General features: G+C 69.5%; 7 protein-coding genes and 1 pseudogene. 7 read left to right on the top strand and 1 reads right to left on the bottom strand.

What is annotated here, in order from left to right:
• Nucleotides 1-15 precede the first annotated feature (15 nt).
• Nucleotides 16-7650: an Ig-like domain-containing protein gene (locus HK415_RS11970; protein WP_171559457.1), complete on the bottom strand. Its 7635-nt coding sequence runs from the start codon at nucleotides 7648-7650 to the stop codon at nucleotides 16-18.
• A gap of 362 nt (nucleotides 7651-8012) precedes the next feature.
• On the opposite strand from HK415_RS11970, the gene HK415_RS11965 reads away from it, so the two are divergent.
• The 7 genes and pseudogenes from HK415_RS11965 (at nucleotide 8013) to HK415_RS11935 (ending at nucleotide 16562) form a co-directional block, all read left to right on the top strand.
• Nucleotides 8013-9095, top strand: a complete 1083-nt coding sequence (locus tag HK415_RS11965; protein WP_171559454.1) for a TRAP transporter substrate-binding protein — start codon at nucleotides 8013-8015, stop codon at nucleotides 9093-9095.
• 218 nt (nucleotides 9096-9313) lie between these two features.
• On the top strand, nucleotides 9314-10396 hold the full coding sequence (locus tag HK415_RS11960; protein ID WP_171559451.1) for a TRAP transporter substrate-binding protein: 1083 nt from the start codon (nucleotides 9314-9316) through the stop codon (nucleotides 10394-10396).
• A gap of 180 nt (nucleotides 10397-10576) precedes the next feature.
• Entirely contained in the window at nucleotides 10577-11656 is a 1080-nt protein-coding gene (locus tag HK415_RS11955) for a TRAP transporter substrate-binding protein (RefSeq protein WP_171559448.1), read from the top strand.
• A 123-nt stretch (nucleotides 11657-11779) separates the two neighbouring features.
• Nucleotides 11780-12859 (top strand): TRAP transporter substrate-binding protein, encoded by a 1080-nt coding sequence (locus HK415_RS11950; RefSeq protein WP_171559445.1) that lies wholly within the window; start codon nucleotides 11780-11782, stop codon nucleotides 12857-12859.
• 163 nt (nucleotides 12860-13022) lie between these two features.
• Nucleotides 13023-14104: pseudogene (locus HK415_RS11945) on the top strand (TRAP transporter substrate-binding protein).
• A gap of 115 nt (nucleotides 14105-14219) precedes the next feature.
• Nucleotides 14220-14822, top strand: coding sequence for a DedA family protein (locus HK415_RS11940; RefSeq protein WP_216369783.1), 603 nt, complete (start codon nucleotides 14220-14222; stop codon nucleotides 14820-14822).
• 45 nt (nucleotides 14823-14867) lie between these two features.
• Nucleotides 14868-16562, top strand: a complete 1695-nt coding sequence (locus HK415_RS11935) for a cation:proton antiporter domain-containing protein (protein ID WP_171559442.1) — start codon at nucleotides 14868-14870, stop codon at nucleotides 16560-16562.
• Nucleotides 16563-16607 lie beyond the last annotated feature (45 nt).

Raw genomic sequence — 16607 nt, 5'->3', positions numbered from 1 at the left:
GCGAAGCGCGTGGGCTCAGGCGCGGTGGTGGTCCGCCAGCAGCACGACCCCGTTGGCGGCGGTGGTGCCCAGCGTGGCGCCTTGCAGGCCGCCCAGCCGCACCAGGGTGTGCGGGGCGAAGCCGCCGTTGTCCTGGAACAGCAGCAGGCTGTCGGCGCTGCCGTTGCTGTCGGAGTCGTAGGCGAAGGCGGCCGTCTCGCCGGCCGCCAGCACGCCGGCCAGGTAGTTGATGGCGTTGCCGCTGTTGGCCTGGTTGATCGCCAGCGCCGTGCCGGCCGTGTCCTTGAAGGTGACGATGCCGCTGGTGATGTCGTGCTGCGCCACCGTGCCGCTATCGGTTCCGTTGGCGTTGCTCGCGTTGACGGCGATCACCGACGAGGGCAGGCTCAGCACGTCGTGGTCGGCGAGGTTGGCCGACGAGACGTCGAAGCCGGTGCCGGCCACGCCGGTCTGGCCGACGATCGCATCGGCCAGGCCGCCACCGGTGCGGCTTTCGAAGAGGCCGATCTGCACCGTGTCGCGGCTGTAGGGCCGGTCGGTGCCGTTCTCCACCAGGATGATGGCGTCGGCGCCGCCGCCGCCGGACAGGGTGTCGATCCCGCCGCCGTCGGCGATGCGGTCGTTCTGGAAGCTGCCCACCAGCGTGTCGCTGCCGCCCTGGCCGCGCATCTCGATCGGCAGGTCGCTGCCGTAGTTGTCCAGCGCGATGCTGTCGTTGCCGTTGCCGCCGAACCAGAACTCGGTGGCGGAGAAGGCGTTGCCGTTCAGGTCCGCAAGGCCGGTGCCCAGCCGCACCCGCAGCACGTCGCTCGGCGCCACCGCGCCGGTGACCGTCACCACCAGCGTCGTCGTGCCCTCGCCGGCGATGCCGGTGATGCTCAGTTGCGGTTGCGAGAAGCCGCCCTGTCCGTCCTGCGGATTCGGGTTGCGGTGCAGCACCAGGTTCAAGGGGAGGCCCGAGTCGAGTCTCTGCACCGCCTCGCTGAAGGTCAGGGTGATGGTGCTGGTGGCGCCGTTGTCCACGGTCGCCAGCGACTGCAGCGTCGGCGCGGTCAGGTCGGGCGCCGCCACCGTGGTGAAGTTCAGCACCGTGGGATCGCTGATCCCGGCATGTGCATTGCCGAAGCTGTCGAGGATCGCGCCCGCGGCGATCGTCACGTGGTAGCCGGTGCCCAGCGCCAGGTCGGCCGCGGGATTGATGGTGACGGTGCTGCCGCTGAAGCTCACCTGCGGGTCCGTCGCGGCGATGGCGATGCTGGTGGTGCCGTCGCTGACGACGATGTTGCCCGTGCCCGCGAAGACGTTCTCGCCGAACGTCAGCACGATGTTGGCCGCGGCGCCCACCGCGGTGGCGTTGTCTGCCGGGGTGCTGGAGACCAGGGTCGGGCCCAGGGTGTCGACCGTGATGGCCTTGCTGCCCGCGCTGCCGATGTTGCCGGCGGCGTCGGTGGCCACCACGGTCAGCGTTTCCGCACCCTCGCCGAAGGCGTTGATGGCCGCGGTGTCGAGGTTGTAGGACCAGCTGGTACCGGTCACCGTGGCCGCGTTGCCGTTGACGGTAACGGTGGAGCCGGCTTCGGTGCTGCCGGTGACGGTGACGCCGGCGCCACGCTCGCTCGCGTTGAGGACGTCGTCGCCGGTCACGCTGTCCACCAGCGGGGCGGCGGGACCCACGGTGTCCACCGTCACGTTGCGGCTGGTGGAGCTGCTGTTGCCGGCGGCATCGGTGGCGGCGATCGTCAGGGTTTCCGTTCCCTGGCCGAAGGCGTCGATGGCGAGGGTGTCAAGGGCGTAGGACCAGGTGCTGCCCGTCACCGTGGCCAGGTTGCCGTTGACGGTGACGGTGGTGCCGGTGTCGGTGGTTCCGGTGAGGGTCACGCCCGTGCCGCGCTCGCCAGCGTTGACGATGTCGTCGCCCGCAACCAGGTCCAGCGTCGGCAGCGCCGGCCCTGCGGTGTCTACGCTGATGTTCCGGCTTCCGGAGCTGGTGTTGCCCGCCGCGTCGGTCGCGACCACGTTCAGCGTTTCGGCGCCCTGGCCGAAGGCATCGATGGCCGCGGCGGACAGGGTGTGGCTCCAGCTGGTGCCCGTGACGACGGCTGCGACGCCATTGACCGTGACGCTGGAGCCGGCCTCGGTGGTGCCGGTGACGGTGACCGTCGCCGTGCGTTCCGTGGCGTTGATGGTGTCGTCGCCCGCCACCAGGCCGACCAGCGGCGCCGCGGGCGGCGTCGTGTCGACCGTGATGGAGGCCGTGGCCGTGGTGGTGTTGCCGGAGGCGTCGGTGGCGACCACCGTCAGCGTTTCCGCGCCTTCGCCGAAGGCGTTGATGGCCGCGGCGTCGAGGACATGGGACCAGCTGGTGCCGGTCACCGTGGCCGGGCTGCCGTTGACGGTGACGGTGGAACCGGACTCGGTGGTGCCGCTCACGGTGACGCCGGCATCGCGCTCGGCCGCGTTGATGGTGCCGTCCACGCTGATGGTGGGGGCCGTGGGTGGCACCGTGTCCACGTTGATGCTGAGGATGGAAGAGGCGATGTTGCCGAAGCCGGAGCCGCCGGTGAAGCCACCGGCCGCCACGCTCACGCTGGCCGCGGTGACGCTGCCGGCCGCCGGCGTGAGGAGCGCGGTGTAGCTGGTGCCGCTGCCGGCGAAGCCGCTGAGCGTGCCGCCCGCCACCGTGACGTCGTCGACGGTGAAGTCGGTGGACGCTTCGCTGAGGGTGAAGGTGACGGTGGTCGTGTCGCCCACGTTGAGCAGGCTGTCGACTTCGTCCGACGCGATCGTCACCGTGGGGCTGTTGGCCATGGTGAAGTCCAGCTCGCCGGGAGCGATGCCGCCGAAGGCGTTGCCGGCGAGGTCCGTGAGCACGCCGCTGCCGATCGTCACCGAGTACGTCACGTTGGGTGCGGTGCCGCCGGCGGGCGTGATGCTGACCGTGTTGCCGCTGATGGCCACCTGGCTGGTGTCGCCGATGGCGATACTGAGGCCCGCGGCGCCGTCGGCGATGAGGATGTTGCCGGTGCCGGCCGCCACCGCTTCGCTGAAGGTGAGCACGATCGTGCCCGCGGTGGAGTCCACTGCGTTGTCGGCGGGAGAGGAGGACACCAGCGTGGGGGCGCCGGTGTCGAGCGTGAAGCTCACGGAACTGGTCTGCGTGTTGCCCGCGGTGTCGGTGTCGGTCACGGCGACGGTATAGGCGCCGCCGGTGGTGGGAGCGACGTAGGTGGCGCTGGCGGCGCCGCCGTTGATGCTGAAGCTGCGGGTGACGTCGCCGGCGGCGGCACTGACGGTCAGGGCGGCGCTGCTGGTGAACCCGTCGGCCCCGCTGGCGCCGGTGTCGGTGGTGAGCGCGATGGTCGGCGTGGCGATCGTCTTGTCCAGCGTGAAGACCAGCGAGGCGGTCTGCGTGTTGCCGGCGGCGTCGGTGTCGGCCACGGCGACGGTGTAGTCGCCGTCGATGGCGGGGGCGGCGTAGGTGGCGCTTGCAGCGCCACCATTGATGCTGAAGCTGCGCGTCACGTCGCCGGCGGCGGCGCTGACGTTCAGCGCGGCGTTGCTGGTGATGCCGTCGGCGGCGCCGGTGTCGGCGACGAGCGCGATGGTCGGCGTGGCGATCGTCGTGTCCAGCGTGAAGGCCAGCGAGGCGGTCTGCGTGTTGCCGGCGGTGTCGGTGTCGGTCACCGCGACGGTGTAGGGGCCGTCGATGGAGGGGGCGACGTAGGAGCCGGAGGCGGGACCACCGTTGATGCTGAAGCTGCGGGTGACGTCGCCGGCGGCGGCGCTGACGGTCAGCGCGGCGTTGCTAGTGATGCCGTCGGCGCCGCTGGTGCCCGTGTCGGAGCTGAGCGCGATCGTCGGCGTGGCAATCGTTGCGTCGCGCGTGAAGCTCACCGAGGCCGTCCGGCTGTTGCCGGCGGTGTCGGTGTCGGTGACGACGACGTTGTAGGCGCCGTCGGTGGTCGGGGCGACGTAGGTGGCGCTGGCGGCGCCTGAGTTGATGCTGAAGCTGCGCGTCACGTCGCCGGCGGCGGCGCTGACGTTCAACGCGGCGCTGCTGGTGATGCCGTCGGCGCCGCTGGCGCCCGTGTCGGAGCTGAGCGCGATGGTCGGCGTGGCGATCGTCGTGTCGAGCGTGAAGGCGAACGGCGTCGATCCGCTCGTGTTGCCGGCCGCATCGACCTGCCGCAACAGGAACTGGTTGGCGCCTTCGGTCGCGGTGGGCTGCGTCGTGCTCCAGGAAGTGCCCCCGTCGGTGCTGAACTCCAGCGTGGCGCCGCCCTCCTGGCCAGTGAAGGCCAGCGCTGCGTTGCTGGTCACGCGGTCCGCGCTGCTGCTGCCGGTGTCGCTGGCCAGCGCAGCGGCAGGCGCCGCGGCAAGGGTGTCCAGCGTGAAGGTGAGGCTGGTGGAGGTTCCCACGTTGCCGGCGACGTCCACCTGGCGCACCAGGAAGCTGTTCGCGCCCTCCACCGGCGTGAAAGTCGTCGACCAGGTGGCGCCCGCGTCGATGCTGTATTCGACCGTCGCGCCCAGGTCCTGGCCGACGATCGCCAGGGTTGCGTCGTTGGTGAGGTTGTCGCTGTTGCTGGTGCCGCTGTCCGTGGCAAGCGTGACCACCAGGGGCGCAGGGGCACTGGCATCCAGGGTGAAGGCCACCGAGGCGGTCCGCGTGTTGCCGGCGATGTCGGTGTCGGTCACGGCGACGGTGTAGGCGCCGTCGACGGTGGGGGCGACGTAGGTGGCGCTGGCGGCGCCGCCATTGATGCTGAAGCTGCGCGTGACGTCGCCGGCGGTGGCGCTGACGGTCAGCGCGGCGTTGCTGGTGATGCCGTCGGCGCCGCTGGCGCCGGTGTCGGCGGCGAGCGCAATGGTCGGCGTGGCGATCGTCGTGTCGAGCGTGAAGCTCGCCGAGGCGGTCTGCGTGTTGCCGGCGGTGTCGGTGTCGTTCACGACCACGTTGTAGGCGCCGTCGGTGGTCGGGGCGACGTAGGTGGCGCTGGCAGCGCCGCCGTTGATGCTGAAGCTGCGCGTGACGTCGCCGGCGGCGGCGCTGATGTTCAGGGCTGCGTTGCTGGTGATGCCGTCTGCGGCGCCGGTGTCGGCGGTGAGCGCGATGGTCGGCGTGGCGATCGTCGTGTCGAGCGTGAAGGACACCGAGGCGGTCTGCGTGTTGCCGGCGGTGTCGGTGTCGTTCACGACCACGTTGTAGGCGCCGTCGGTGGTCGGGGCGACGTAGGTGGCGCTGGCAGCGCCGCCGTTGATGCTGAAGCTGCGCGTGACGTCGCCGGCGGCGGCGCTGATGTTCAGGGCTGCGTTGCCGGTGATGCCGTCTGCGGCACCCGTGTCGGCGACGAGCGCAATGGTCGGCGTGGCGATCGTCGTGTCGAGCGTGAAGGACACCGAGGCGGTCTGCGTGTTGCCGGCGGTGTCGGTGTCGGTCACGGCGACGGTGTAGGCGCCGTCGACGGTGGGGGCGACGTAGGTGGCGCTGGCGGCGCCGCCATTGATGCTGAAGCTGCGCGTGACGTCGCCGGCGGCGGCGCTGACGTTTAGCGCGGCGTTGCCGGTGATGCCGTCGACCGCGCCGGTGTCGGTGGCGAGCGCGAGGGTCGGCGTGGCGATCGTGGTGTCCAGCGTGACCGTCACCTGGGTCGCGGCGCTCGAGGCCTGGCCCGCGATGTCGGTGACGGTGGCGCTGAGCGCATGGGCCCCGTCCGCACCGAGGGCGGGCAGGGTGATGTCCACGAAACCGGCGGCGACGTCGGTCGCCGTCAGCACGTGGGTGGCGACCGGGGCGCCGCCATCGGTCACGGTGATCGTGTCGCCGGCCACGGCGGACGTTCCGTCGCTGGCCGTGGTGAGGAACGTGACGCGGACGCTGGGCGTGCTGTCGTTGCTGATGCCGTCGGAGCTGGAAGCGCCGCTGTCCGATGCGGCGGCCAGCGCCAGCGTCGGCGCCGCCGGCGCGATGGTGTCCAGCGCGGCAGCCTGGGCGGCGAAGACTCCGGACAGGCTGGTCGCGTTGTCGATGGCCACGGTGGCGGCGAGGATGGTGGCCTCGCTGGCCGCCGATGCGCCGGCGAGCGCCGCAGCCACGTCGGACGATGCGGACGTCAGGTCCAGCGGCGCTGCCGGTGCGGCCGGCGTGCCCATCTGCGTCGCCAGGTTGGAGAAGACCTGGTCGGCGGCCGCTTCCGGAGTGAGCGTCCCGGCCGGCGCCGCGGCGGCGAGGGTGACGATCGTCGCCACGGTGGCGACCGCGGTCTGCACCGACAGGGCCGCGGCGTCGGTCGGGTTGACGGCCAGGACCGCGAGCGGATCGTAGTGCGCAAGGTCGGTCCCGGCCGGCAGGCCCAGCGCATTCACGACGAGCGTGTTCGCCTGTGCCAGGGTGGCGCCCGGGTTGTTGTCCAGCACCGCTTGCACCAGCGTGGTCAGCGGGTTGACGACGCTGGAGCCCGCCGGGGCCACCAGGGTCAGCGCATTGGGCACGCCGGTGTCGACGTTCACGCCGCCGGTGGCGAGGATCACGCCGGCCGGTGTTCCGGCAGCCAGCACGAACTGGCCCTGGCCGTCGGTGACGACCCCGGGCAGGACCTCGCCGGCATCGGCTGCGCGGTTGTTGTTGGCGTCGACGTGGATCTGGGCGCCACGCAGGTAACCGTCGGCGACGATGCCGGTGCTGAAGCCGCCGGCGTCATTGCCCGCGAGGTCCTGCAGCGCGCCGGCGTCGTTGCCGGTCGTGGGATCGGTGTAGCGCACGGTGACCGCGGCTCCGGCGGCCAGCGGGTTGGCCAGCACCAGCGTGACCACGGCGCCGGCGACGGTGACGCCGCTCACGGGGTTGGCGACGCCGCCGACCATGACGGTGAAGGCTCCGGCGGCGGGAAGGTTGGCGGCGTCGAGCGGGCTGTCGTAGCTCAGGGTGATCGTGGGGAAGCGCCGCTCTGCACCGTCATCGACTGCAGTACGGGGCCGGTGGAGTCCAGGGTGAAGCTGAACGAGCCGGCGCTGCTGGCGTTGCCCGCGGCGTCCACCTGGCGCACCTGCACGTTGTTCAGTCCGGCCACCGGTGCGAAAGCTGCTGCTCCAGGTGGTGCCGGCATTGGTGCTGTACTGGACGGTGGCGCCGGCCTCCAGGTTGCCCAGGGCCAGTTCACCGCTGGAAGTGACCCGGTCGGTCCCGCTTGCGCCGGTATCGGTGCGCAGGGCCACGGTGGGCGCCACCGGGGCGGTGGTGTCCGGGGCGGGGGCCGGTGCAGGCGCGCTCGAAGATCCGCCGCCGCCGCCGCCGCCACCGCCTGCCGCGGCCAGGACGGCAACCGCGCCCAGGATGCCCAATGCCGCCATGCCGCCGGATCCGGCGGCCTCGGCACCTGCGCCGCCGCCGGCAGGGCCCGAGCCGCCGGCAGGCGGCGTACTGCCGCTCGCATCGGCCGGCGCCGGGGCGGGGGCCGGGGCGGCCTGGGCCAGCTGGAAGGACCCATCGCCGGCAGCTTCCGCGGGCGTGGCGTATTCCTCGCTGGCGCCACCAGCCAGCGCGCCGGATGCTTCTTCTTCCTCGGCCGGCTTGCGCTGGACAAGGGCGGCCGCTTTCGCGGCGAGCCTTGCAGCTCCAGCCGCCTGGGCAGCCGCAGCCGGCGCCTGCATCGGCTTGCCTGCCGCCTGTCCTGCCTCGGGCCCCCGCTCGACGCAGTTGCCGGATGGGGGTTGACATTCGAATCAGTGGAGCGGGCCATGTTGGTTACTTTCAGGCAGAGGAAAGATACGGATGGATACTTCTGGTTGCATACTATCAGCTCAGCTTAAGTCTGAAGAGAAATCTGATGTGTGCTGCACGTCAAGAAACTGGCCGTCGGCCAAACCGGCGTGCTGCGCGCGGACTCCGGGGTTTGGGCCTGACGATCGCGATCACGGGAAAACCCGTTCCTGACGCAAACCTGTCACCTCGCAGAATGAAGCCCCCATTCCGGTGCCTGCCGGAAGGCTTCCATCCCATCCGAGGAGACACCATGGATCGTCGTTCGTTGATTCGCAATGCGGGCATTGCGGGCGTGTTGGCCACCGGCATCGCCCCCGCCGTGCACGCGCAGCCCGCCATCCGCTGGCGGCTGGCCTCCAGCTTCCCGAAGTCGCTCGACACGCTCTATGGCGGCGCGGAAGTGTTCGCCGCGCGCGTCAAGGCCATGTCGGGCGGCAAGTTCGAGATCTCCACCCACGCGGCCGGCGAACTGATGCCCGCCTTCGGCGTGGTCGACGGCGTGCAGCAGGGCACGGTGGAAGTGGCGCACACCGCGCCCTACTACTTCTTCGGCAAGAGCGAGGTGTTCGCCCTGGGCTGCGCCATCCCCTTCGGCCTGAACAGCCGGCAGATGACGGCGTGGATGCACGAGGGCAACGGCAAGAAGCTGATGGCCGAGTTCTACGCCAAGTACAACATCGTCAACTTCCCGGCGGGCAACACCGGCGCCCAGATGGGTGGCTGGTACCGCAAGGAGATCAAGAGCGCGGCCGACATCAAGGGCCTGAAGTTCCGCGTCGGCGGCTTTGCCGGCAAGGTGATCGAGCGCATGGGCGGCGTGCCGCAGAACATCCCGGGCGGCGAGATCTACCAGGCGCTGGAGAAGGGCACCATCGACGCCGCGGAATGGGTGGGACCCTACGACGACCTGAAGCTCGGTTTCGCCAAGGTCGCGCCCTTCTACTACTACCCCGGCTGGTGGGAAGGCGGCCCGGAGCTGGACGTGTTCATCAACGACAAGGCCTTCAACGGCCTGTCGGCGGAGAACAAGGCGATCGTCGAATCGGCCGCGGCCGACGCGCACATCTTCGTGCAGTCCCGCTACGACGCGCGCAACCCCGCCGCGCTCAAGCAGCTGGTGGGCGCCGGCACCAAGCTGCGCCCGTTCTCCAACGACGTGATGAACGCCGCCTTCAAGGCCTCGCAGGAACTTTACGAGGACATCGGCAGCAAGAACGCGGACTGGAAGAAGATCTTCGCGGACTACTCCAGCTTCCGCACCGAGTCCAACCTCTGGTTCCGCTTCACCGAGATGACCTTCGACCGCTTCATGCAGGCGCAGAAGCTCGGTTGACGGCGCAGCACGCCGCCACACGAAGGGCCCCGCGAGGGGCCCTTTGTCGTTGTGCCGACACTCGGCACGCGCCCCTGTCGCGTTCATGCTGCACCGCAAGGGAAAACCCCGGCCTGAGCCCAACCGTGCATTCCTAGAATGAGCCACCCCGCGAAACCGACACCAAAGTTGGAAGCGGCGGGTACCGCTAACCTGTTTTTCTCATCCCAGGAGTGTTCATGGATCGTCGTTCCCTCATCAAGCAGGCCGGCATCGCGGGCGTGCTTGCCACCGGCATCGCCCCCGCTGTGCACGCGCAGGCCGCCATCCGCTGGCGCCTCGCCTCCAGCTTCCCGAAGTCGCTGGACACGATCTTTGGCGCCGCGGAAGTGTTCGCGCAGCAGGTCCGGGCGATGTCGGGCGGCAAGTTCGAGATCTCCGTGCACGCGGCCGGCGAGCTGATGCCCGCCTTCGGCGTGGTGGACGGCGTGCAGCAGGGCACCGTGGAAGCGGCGCACACCGCGCCCTACTACTTCTTCGGCAAGAACGAGTGCTTCGCGCTCGGCACCGCCATCCCCTTCGGCCTGAACAGCCGCCAGATGACCGCGTGGATGTACGAGGGCAACGGCCTGAAGCTGATGCGCGAGTTCTACTCCAACTACGCCATGACCAGCTTCCCGGGCGGCAACACGGGCGCCCAGATGGGCGGCTGGTACCGCAAGGAGATCAAGACCCTGGCGGACATGAAGGGCCTGAAGATGCGCATCGGCGGCTTCGCCGGCAAGGTGCTCGAGCGCCTGGGCGGCGTGCCGCAGAACATCCCGGCCGGCGAGATCTACCAGGCGCTGGAGAAGGGCACCATCGACGCGGCCGAGTGGGTGGGCCCGTACGACGACCTGAAGCTGGGCTTCAACAAGGTCGCCCCGAACTACTACTACCCCGGCTGGTGGGAAGGCGGCCCGCAGCTGGATTTCTTCATCAACCAGAAGGCCTTCGACGCGCTGTCGGCGGAGAACAAGGCGATCGTCGAGAACGCCGCCGCGCACGCGCACAGCGTGATGCAGGCCCGCTACGACGCGCGCAACCCGGCCGCGCTCAAGCAGCTGGTGGGGCAGGGCACCAAGCTGCGCGCCTTCTCCAACGACGTGATGAACGAGGCCTTCAAGCAGGCCATGGCGGTGTACGAGGAACTCAACACCAAGAACCCCGCCTGGAAGAAGATCTACGCCGACTACTCCAAGTTCCGCGCCGAGCAGAACCTGTGGTTCCGCTTCACCGAGGCGACCTTCGACCGCTTCATGCAGGCGCAGAAGCTGGGCTGATCCCCGGCGCCGCGCGCCACGCAAAGGGCTCCCCGCGGGGAGCCCTTTTTCCTTGCTGACGCACGCTGACGGCGGTGCTAGGGACTTGTCCCAATGCGTGCCGCCAGCGCGGCGACAGCCTCCCGTGCGGCGCGCGGCCGATGATCCGGCCCGTTCGTCATCAACCACACGGGTTTCCTCATGGATCGTCGTTCCGCCCTCCGCCATGCCGGCATCGCCGGCGTCCTCGCCGCCGGCGCCGCGCCCGCCGTGCACGCGCAGTCCGCCGTGCGCTGGCGCCTGGCCTCCAGCTTTCCCAAGTCGCTCGACACCATCTACGGCGCGGCCGAAGTCTTCTCGCAGAAGGTCAGGCAGCTGTCGAACGGCCGCTTCGAAGTTTCCGTGCACGCGGCCGGCGAGCTGATGCCGGCCTTCGGCGTGGTGGATGGCGTGCAGCAGGGCACGGTCGAAGCCGCGCACACCGCGCCCTACTACTTCTTCGGCAAGGACGAAACCTTCGCCATCGGCGGCGCCATCCCCTTCGGCCTGAACAGCCGGCAGATGAGCGCGTGGACCTTCGAGGGCAACGGCCTGAAGCTGATGCGCGAGTTCTACGCCAAGTACAACATCGTCAACTTCGCCTGCGGCAACACCGGCGCCCAGATGGGCGGCTGGATGCGCAAGGAGATCAAGGGCGTCGCCGACCTCAAGGGCCTGAAGTTCCGCATCGGCGGCTTCGCCGGCAAGGTGCTGGAGCGCATGGGCGGCGTGCCGCAGAACATCCCGGGCGGCGAGATCTACCAGGCGCTGGAGAAGGGCACCATCGACGCGGCCGAGTGGATCGGGCCCTACGACGACCAGAAGCTGGGCTTCCACAAGGTCGCGCCCTTCTACTACTACCCCGGCTGGTGGGAAGGCGGCCTGCAGCTGGACCTGTACGTGAACCAGAAGGCCTACGACGCGCTGTCGCCCGAGAACAAGGCGATCGTCGAGGCGGCCGCGACCTTCGCGCACGTGGAGACGCAGGCCAAGTACGACGCGAAGAACCCGTCTGCGCTCAAGCAGCTGGTGGGCGCGGGCGCCAAGCTGCGTCCCTTCCCGGCCGACGTGATGGCGGAGGCCTTCAAGCAGTCGATGAAGCTGTACGAGGAGCTGTCGGCGAAGAACGAGAACTGGAAGAAGGTGTACGGCGACTTCGCGAAGTTCCGCTCCGACCAGAACCTGTGGTTCCGCTTCACCGAGGCGACCTTCGACCGCTTCATGCAGGCGCAGAAACTCTGACCCGCGTCAAGGAACGCGCGGGGTCCCCGCAGCCTGCCGGGGCCCTGCCAGCGATCTGACAGCTTGGGCGCGTGCCGCGCGCGGATCATCCGCGCGCATCAACGCCCCCAGGAGTTCGTCCACATGGATCGTCGTTCCATCCTCCAGAATGCCGGCATCGCCGGCATCCTCGCCGCCGCTGCGGCACCTGCCGTGCACGCGCAAACCACCATCCGCTGGCGCCTGGCCTCCAGCTTCCCCAAGTCGCTCGACACCATCTACGGCGGCGCGGAAGTGTTCTCGCAGCAGGTCAAGGCGATGTCGGGCGGCAAGTTCGAGATCTCCGTGCACGCGGCCGGCGAGCTGATGCCGGCCTTCGGCGTGGTGGACGGCGTGCAGCAGGGCACGGTCGAAGCCTGCCACACGGTGCCCTTCTACTTCTTCGGCAAGGACGAGACCTTCGCCATCGGCGCGGCCATCCCCTTCGGCCTGAACAGCCGGCAGATGAGCGCGTGGATGTTCGAGGGCAACGGCCTGAAGCTGATGCGCGAGTTCTACGCGAAGTACAACATCATCAACTTCCCCGGCGGCAACACCGGCGCGCAGATGGGCGGATGGTTCCGCAAGGAAGTGAAGTCGGTGGCCGACATGAAGGGCCTGAAGTTCCGCATCGGCGGCTTCGCCGGCCGCATCGTCGAGCGCATGGGCGGCGTGCCGCAGAACATCCCCGGCGGCGAGATCTACCAGGCGCTGGAGAAGGGCACCATCGACGCGGCCGAGTGGGTGGGCCCGTACGACGACCAGAAGCTGGGCTTCCACAAGGTGGCGCCCTTCTACTACTACCCCGCGTGGTGGGAGGGCGGTCCGCAGATCGACTTCTACGTGAACCAGAAGGCGTACAACGCGCTGCCCGGCGAGTTCAAGGCGATCATCGAGGCCGCGTCCGGCTACACGCACGTGGACATGCAGGCCAAGTACGACGCGCGCAACCCGAACGCGCTCAAGCAGCTGGTGGCCGGCGGCGCCAAGCTGCGCCCCTTCCCGAACGACGTGATGGCCGAGACCTTCAAGGTCGCGATGCAGGTGTACGACGAGCTGTCGGCCAAGAACCCGAACTGGAAGAAGGTCTACACGGACTTCGCCAAGTTCCGCGCCGACCAGAACCTGTGGTTCCGCTTCACCGAGGCGACCTTCGACCGCTTCATGCAGGCGCAGAAGCTCTGAGCTGATGCGTCACTGACGAGCCAGGATTGCATCGTTTCGATCTACAGCCGCGCGCAAACCCCTAGCCGCGCAGCCCGTCCATGCAAGCCTTCTGACAGCTTCGTACCATGCGAGGACGCATCATGCCCCCGCATTTGTTTCCCTTTGCAGTCAGGACCTCCCCATGGACCGTCGTTCCCTCATCCAACGCGCCGGCATCGCCGGCGTGCTCGCTTCCGGCATCGCCCCCGCGGTGCATGCACAGGCCGCTGTGCGCTGGCGCCTCGCCTCCAGCTTCCCCAAGTCGCTGGACACAATCTTCGGCAGCGCCGAGACCTTCTCGAAGACCGTCAAGGAACTCTCGGGCGGCAAGTTCGAAGTCTCCGTGCACGCGGCCGGTGAACTGATGCCCGCCTTCGGCGTGGTCGATGCCATCAACAACGGCACGATCGAGATGGCGCAGACCGCGCCCTACTACTTCACCGGCAAGGACGCGATCTTCGCGTTCGGCTGCGCCGTGCCCTTCGGCCTGACCGCGCGCCAGATGGACTCCTGGATGGAGCACGGCAACGGCCGCAAGCTGATGGACGCGTTCTACGCCAAGTACAACATGAAGAGCTTCAGCGCGGGCAACACCGGCACCCAGATGGGTGGCTGGTACCGCAAGGAGATCAAGACCGTCGCCGACCTCAAGGCCTGAAGATGCGCCTGGGCGGCGGCCTGTTCGGCGAGACCATGGCCAAGCTGGGCGTGGTCGCGCAGAACATGCCCGCGGGCGAGGTGTACCAGGCGCTCGAGAAGGGCACGCTGGACGCCACCGAGTTCGTCGGCCCCTACGACGACGAGAAGCTGGGCTTCAACAAGGTCGCGCCCTTCTACTACTACCCCGGCTGGTGGGAAGGCGGCGCCGAGCTGGAATTCTTCGTGAACACCAAGGCGTACAACGCGCTGTCCGCCGAGAACAAGGCCATCGTCGACGCCGCCACGCAGGTCGCCGCGCGCGACATGACGGCCAAGTACGACGCGGTGAACCCGACGGCGCTCAGGCGCCTGGTGGCCGCCAAGACCAAGCTCATGCCCTTCTCCAAGGAGATCATGGACGCCGGCTGGAAGGCCGCGATGGAAGTGTTCGCCGAGCACGAGGGCAAGAGCCCGGACTTCAAGAAGATCCACCAGGACATGCGCGCCTTCCAGCGCGACCAGATCCTGTGGACGCGCTTCTCCGAGTACCGCTTCGACTCCTACATGACGTCCGTGAAGATCTGATCTTCAGGGCACGCGAGGAAGCCGCCCCGAGGGGCGGCTTTTTTGTGCCTGCAAGCCGGTCCCGTGGCCGCACGGCCGCGCACGAGGCCCCTACACTGGGCCGATGGCGGAGTGGGTGATCGATACCATCGGGCGGTTCGGCTATGCGGGCATCGCCTTCCTGATGCTGGCGGAGAACCTGTTCCCCCGCTGCCCTCCGAACTCATCATGCCCTTCGCCGGCTTCCTCGCCGCGCGCGGCGATCTGCACCCGGCGCTGGTGGTGGCTGCGGGTGCGCTCGGCTCGCTGCTCGGGGCCTTGCCCTGGTACTACGCCGGCCGCAAGGTCGGCGCCGAGCGGCTCAAGCGCATGGCGCAGCGGCACGGCCGCTGGATCGCGCTCACGCCCGACGAGATCGACCGCGGCACGCGCCTGTTCGAGAAGCGGCCCGCTGGTGCTGTTGTTCGGGCGGCTGGTGCCGGCGCTGCGCACCGTGGTCGCGCTGCCCGCGGGGCTGGCGAACATGCGGCTGGTCCCCTTCGTGCTGTGGACGCTCGCCGGATCCGTGCTCTGGAGTTCGCTGCTCACGCTCGCCGGCTACCTGCTGGAAAGCCAGTACGAGCGCATCGGCAAGTGGCTCAACCCGGTGGCGACGGGCATCTTCGCCATCATCGCCATCTGGTACCTCGTGCGGGTGCTGCGGCATCCATCGGCGGCGCGCAGGCAGGGCGCGAAGTAGCGGGCCGCACCGCGACCGCGGCGTCCTGTGTAAAGTGGTCCATCCATGGACCACGACCTACCGCTCATCACCACCATCGCCGCGGCGCTGGGACTCGCCCTCGTCTTCGGCTTCCTGGCGGCCCGCCTGCGCCTGCCGGCCCTCGTGGGCTACCTGCTGGCCGGCGTCCTCATCGGCCCCTTCACGCCGGGCTTCGTCGCCGACACGGCGCTGGCCTCGCAGCTCGCCGAGATCGGCGTGATGCTGCTGATGTTCGGCGTCGGCCTGCACTTCTCGCTGGGCGACCTGCTGGCGGTGCGCCGCATCGCCATCCCGGGTGCGATCGTGCAGATGGCCGCCGCGACCGCGATGGGCTTCGGGGCGGCCATGCTGTGGGGCTGGAGCGTGCCTGCGGCCCTGGTGTTCGGCATCTCGCTGTCGGTGGCCAGCACGGTGGTGCTGCTGCGCGCGCTGGAAGGGCAGGGCGCGCTGGAATCCTTCAACGGCCGCATCGCCGTCGGCTGGCTGGTGGTCGAGGACCTCGCCATGGTGCTGGTGCTGGTGCTGCTGCCGCCGCTGGCCGGCGGCATGGCGGGCAAGGGCGCGCCCGCCGACGGGTCGCTCTGGCGCGAACTGCTGGTCACGCTGTTCCAGGTGGGGCTGTTCGTGGCGCTGATGCTGGTGGTCGGCCGGCGCGTCTTCCCCTGGCTGCTGTGGCAGGTGCAGAAGGTCGGCTCGCGCGAGCTGTTCACGCTGTGCGTGGTGGCCGCGGCGGTGAGCATCGCCTACGGCGCCACGCGCATCTTCGGCGTGTCCTTCGCGCTCGGGGCGTTCTTCGCCGGCATGGTGCTGCGCGAGTCGCAGTTCAGCCACCGGGCGGCGCAGGAAACGCTGCCCCTGCGCGACGCCTTCGCGGTGCTGTTCTTCGTGTCGGTCGGCATGCTGTTCGACCCGCGCATCCTGGTGGACCAGCCGCTGCGCGTGCTGGCGGTGGTCGGCATCATCGTCGTGGGCAAGTCGCTGGCGGCGGCGCTGCTGGTGCTGCTGCTGCGCTATCCGCTGCACACCGCGCTGACGGTCTCGGCCAGCCTGGCGCAGATCGGCGAGTTCTCCTTCATCCTGATCGGCCTGGGCGCCGCGCTCGGGGTGATGCCGCCCGAGGCGCAGAGCCTGGTGGTGGCCGGTGCGCTGATCTCGATCGCGCTGAACACCCTGGTGTTCCGTTCCATCGCGCCGCTGCAGCGCTGGCTGCTGGCGCGTTCGCAGGTGGCGCGCGACCTGGCCGCGCGCGACGACCCGCTGGCGGAGCTACCCATGACCACCGACGAGAAATACCTCTCGCGGCAGGTCGTGCTGGTCGGCTACGGCCGCGTGGGGCGGCGCGTGGCGGACGCGCTGGAGGAAGAAGGCATCCCTTTCGTGGTCGCCGAGCAGAACCGCGAGCTGGTGGAGCAGCTGCGTGCCCGCGGGCTGGCCGCGGTGGTCGGCGATGCCTCGCAGCCGGAGGTGCTGGTGCAGGCGCACGTCGCGCGCGCCTGCATGCTGGTGATCGCCGGCGACGACGCGCTGGCCGCGCGGCGCATGGCCGTCCACGCGCGCCTGCTCAACCCCCAGATCGAGATCGCCGTGCGCTCGCACAACGAGGACGAGGCCCGGCTGCTGCAGGAAGAGATCGCCGAAGGCCGGGTGTTCCTGGGCGAGCACGAACTGGCGCAGGCCATGGCGCGGCACGTGCTGGAGCGCTGCGCGGCGGGGGCCTGAAGGGCGGCGGCACCTGCCGGCAGGCGAAGGGGGTAGACTGGCCGC

It is taken from the genome of Ramlibacter montanisoli (genome assembly GCF_013087525.1).
GTDB lineage: Bacteria > Pseudomonadota > Gammaproteobacteria > Burkholderiales > Burkholderiaceae_C > Ramlibacter > Ramlibacter montanisoli.
The sequence above is the reverse complement of the archived record's forward strand: the minus strand, read 5'-3'. Positions and strand labels throughout refer to the sequence as shown.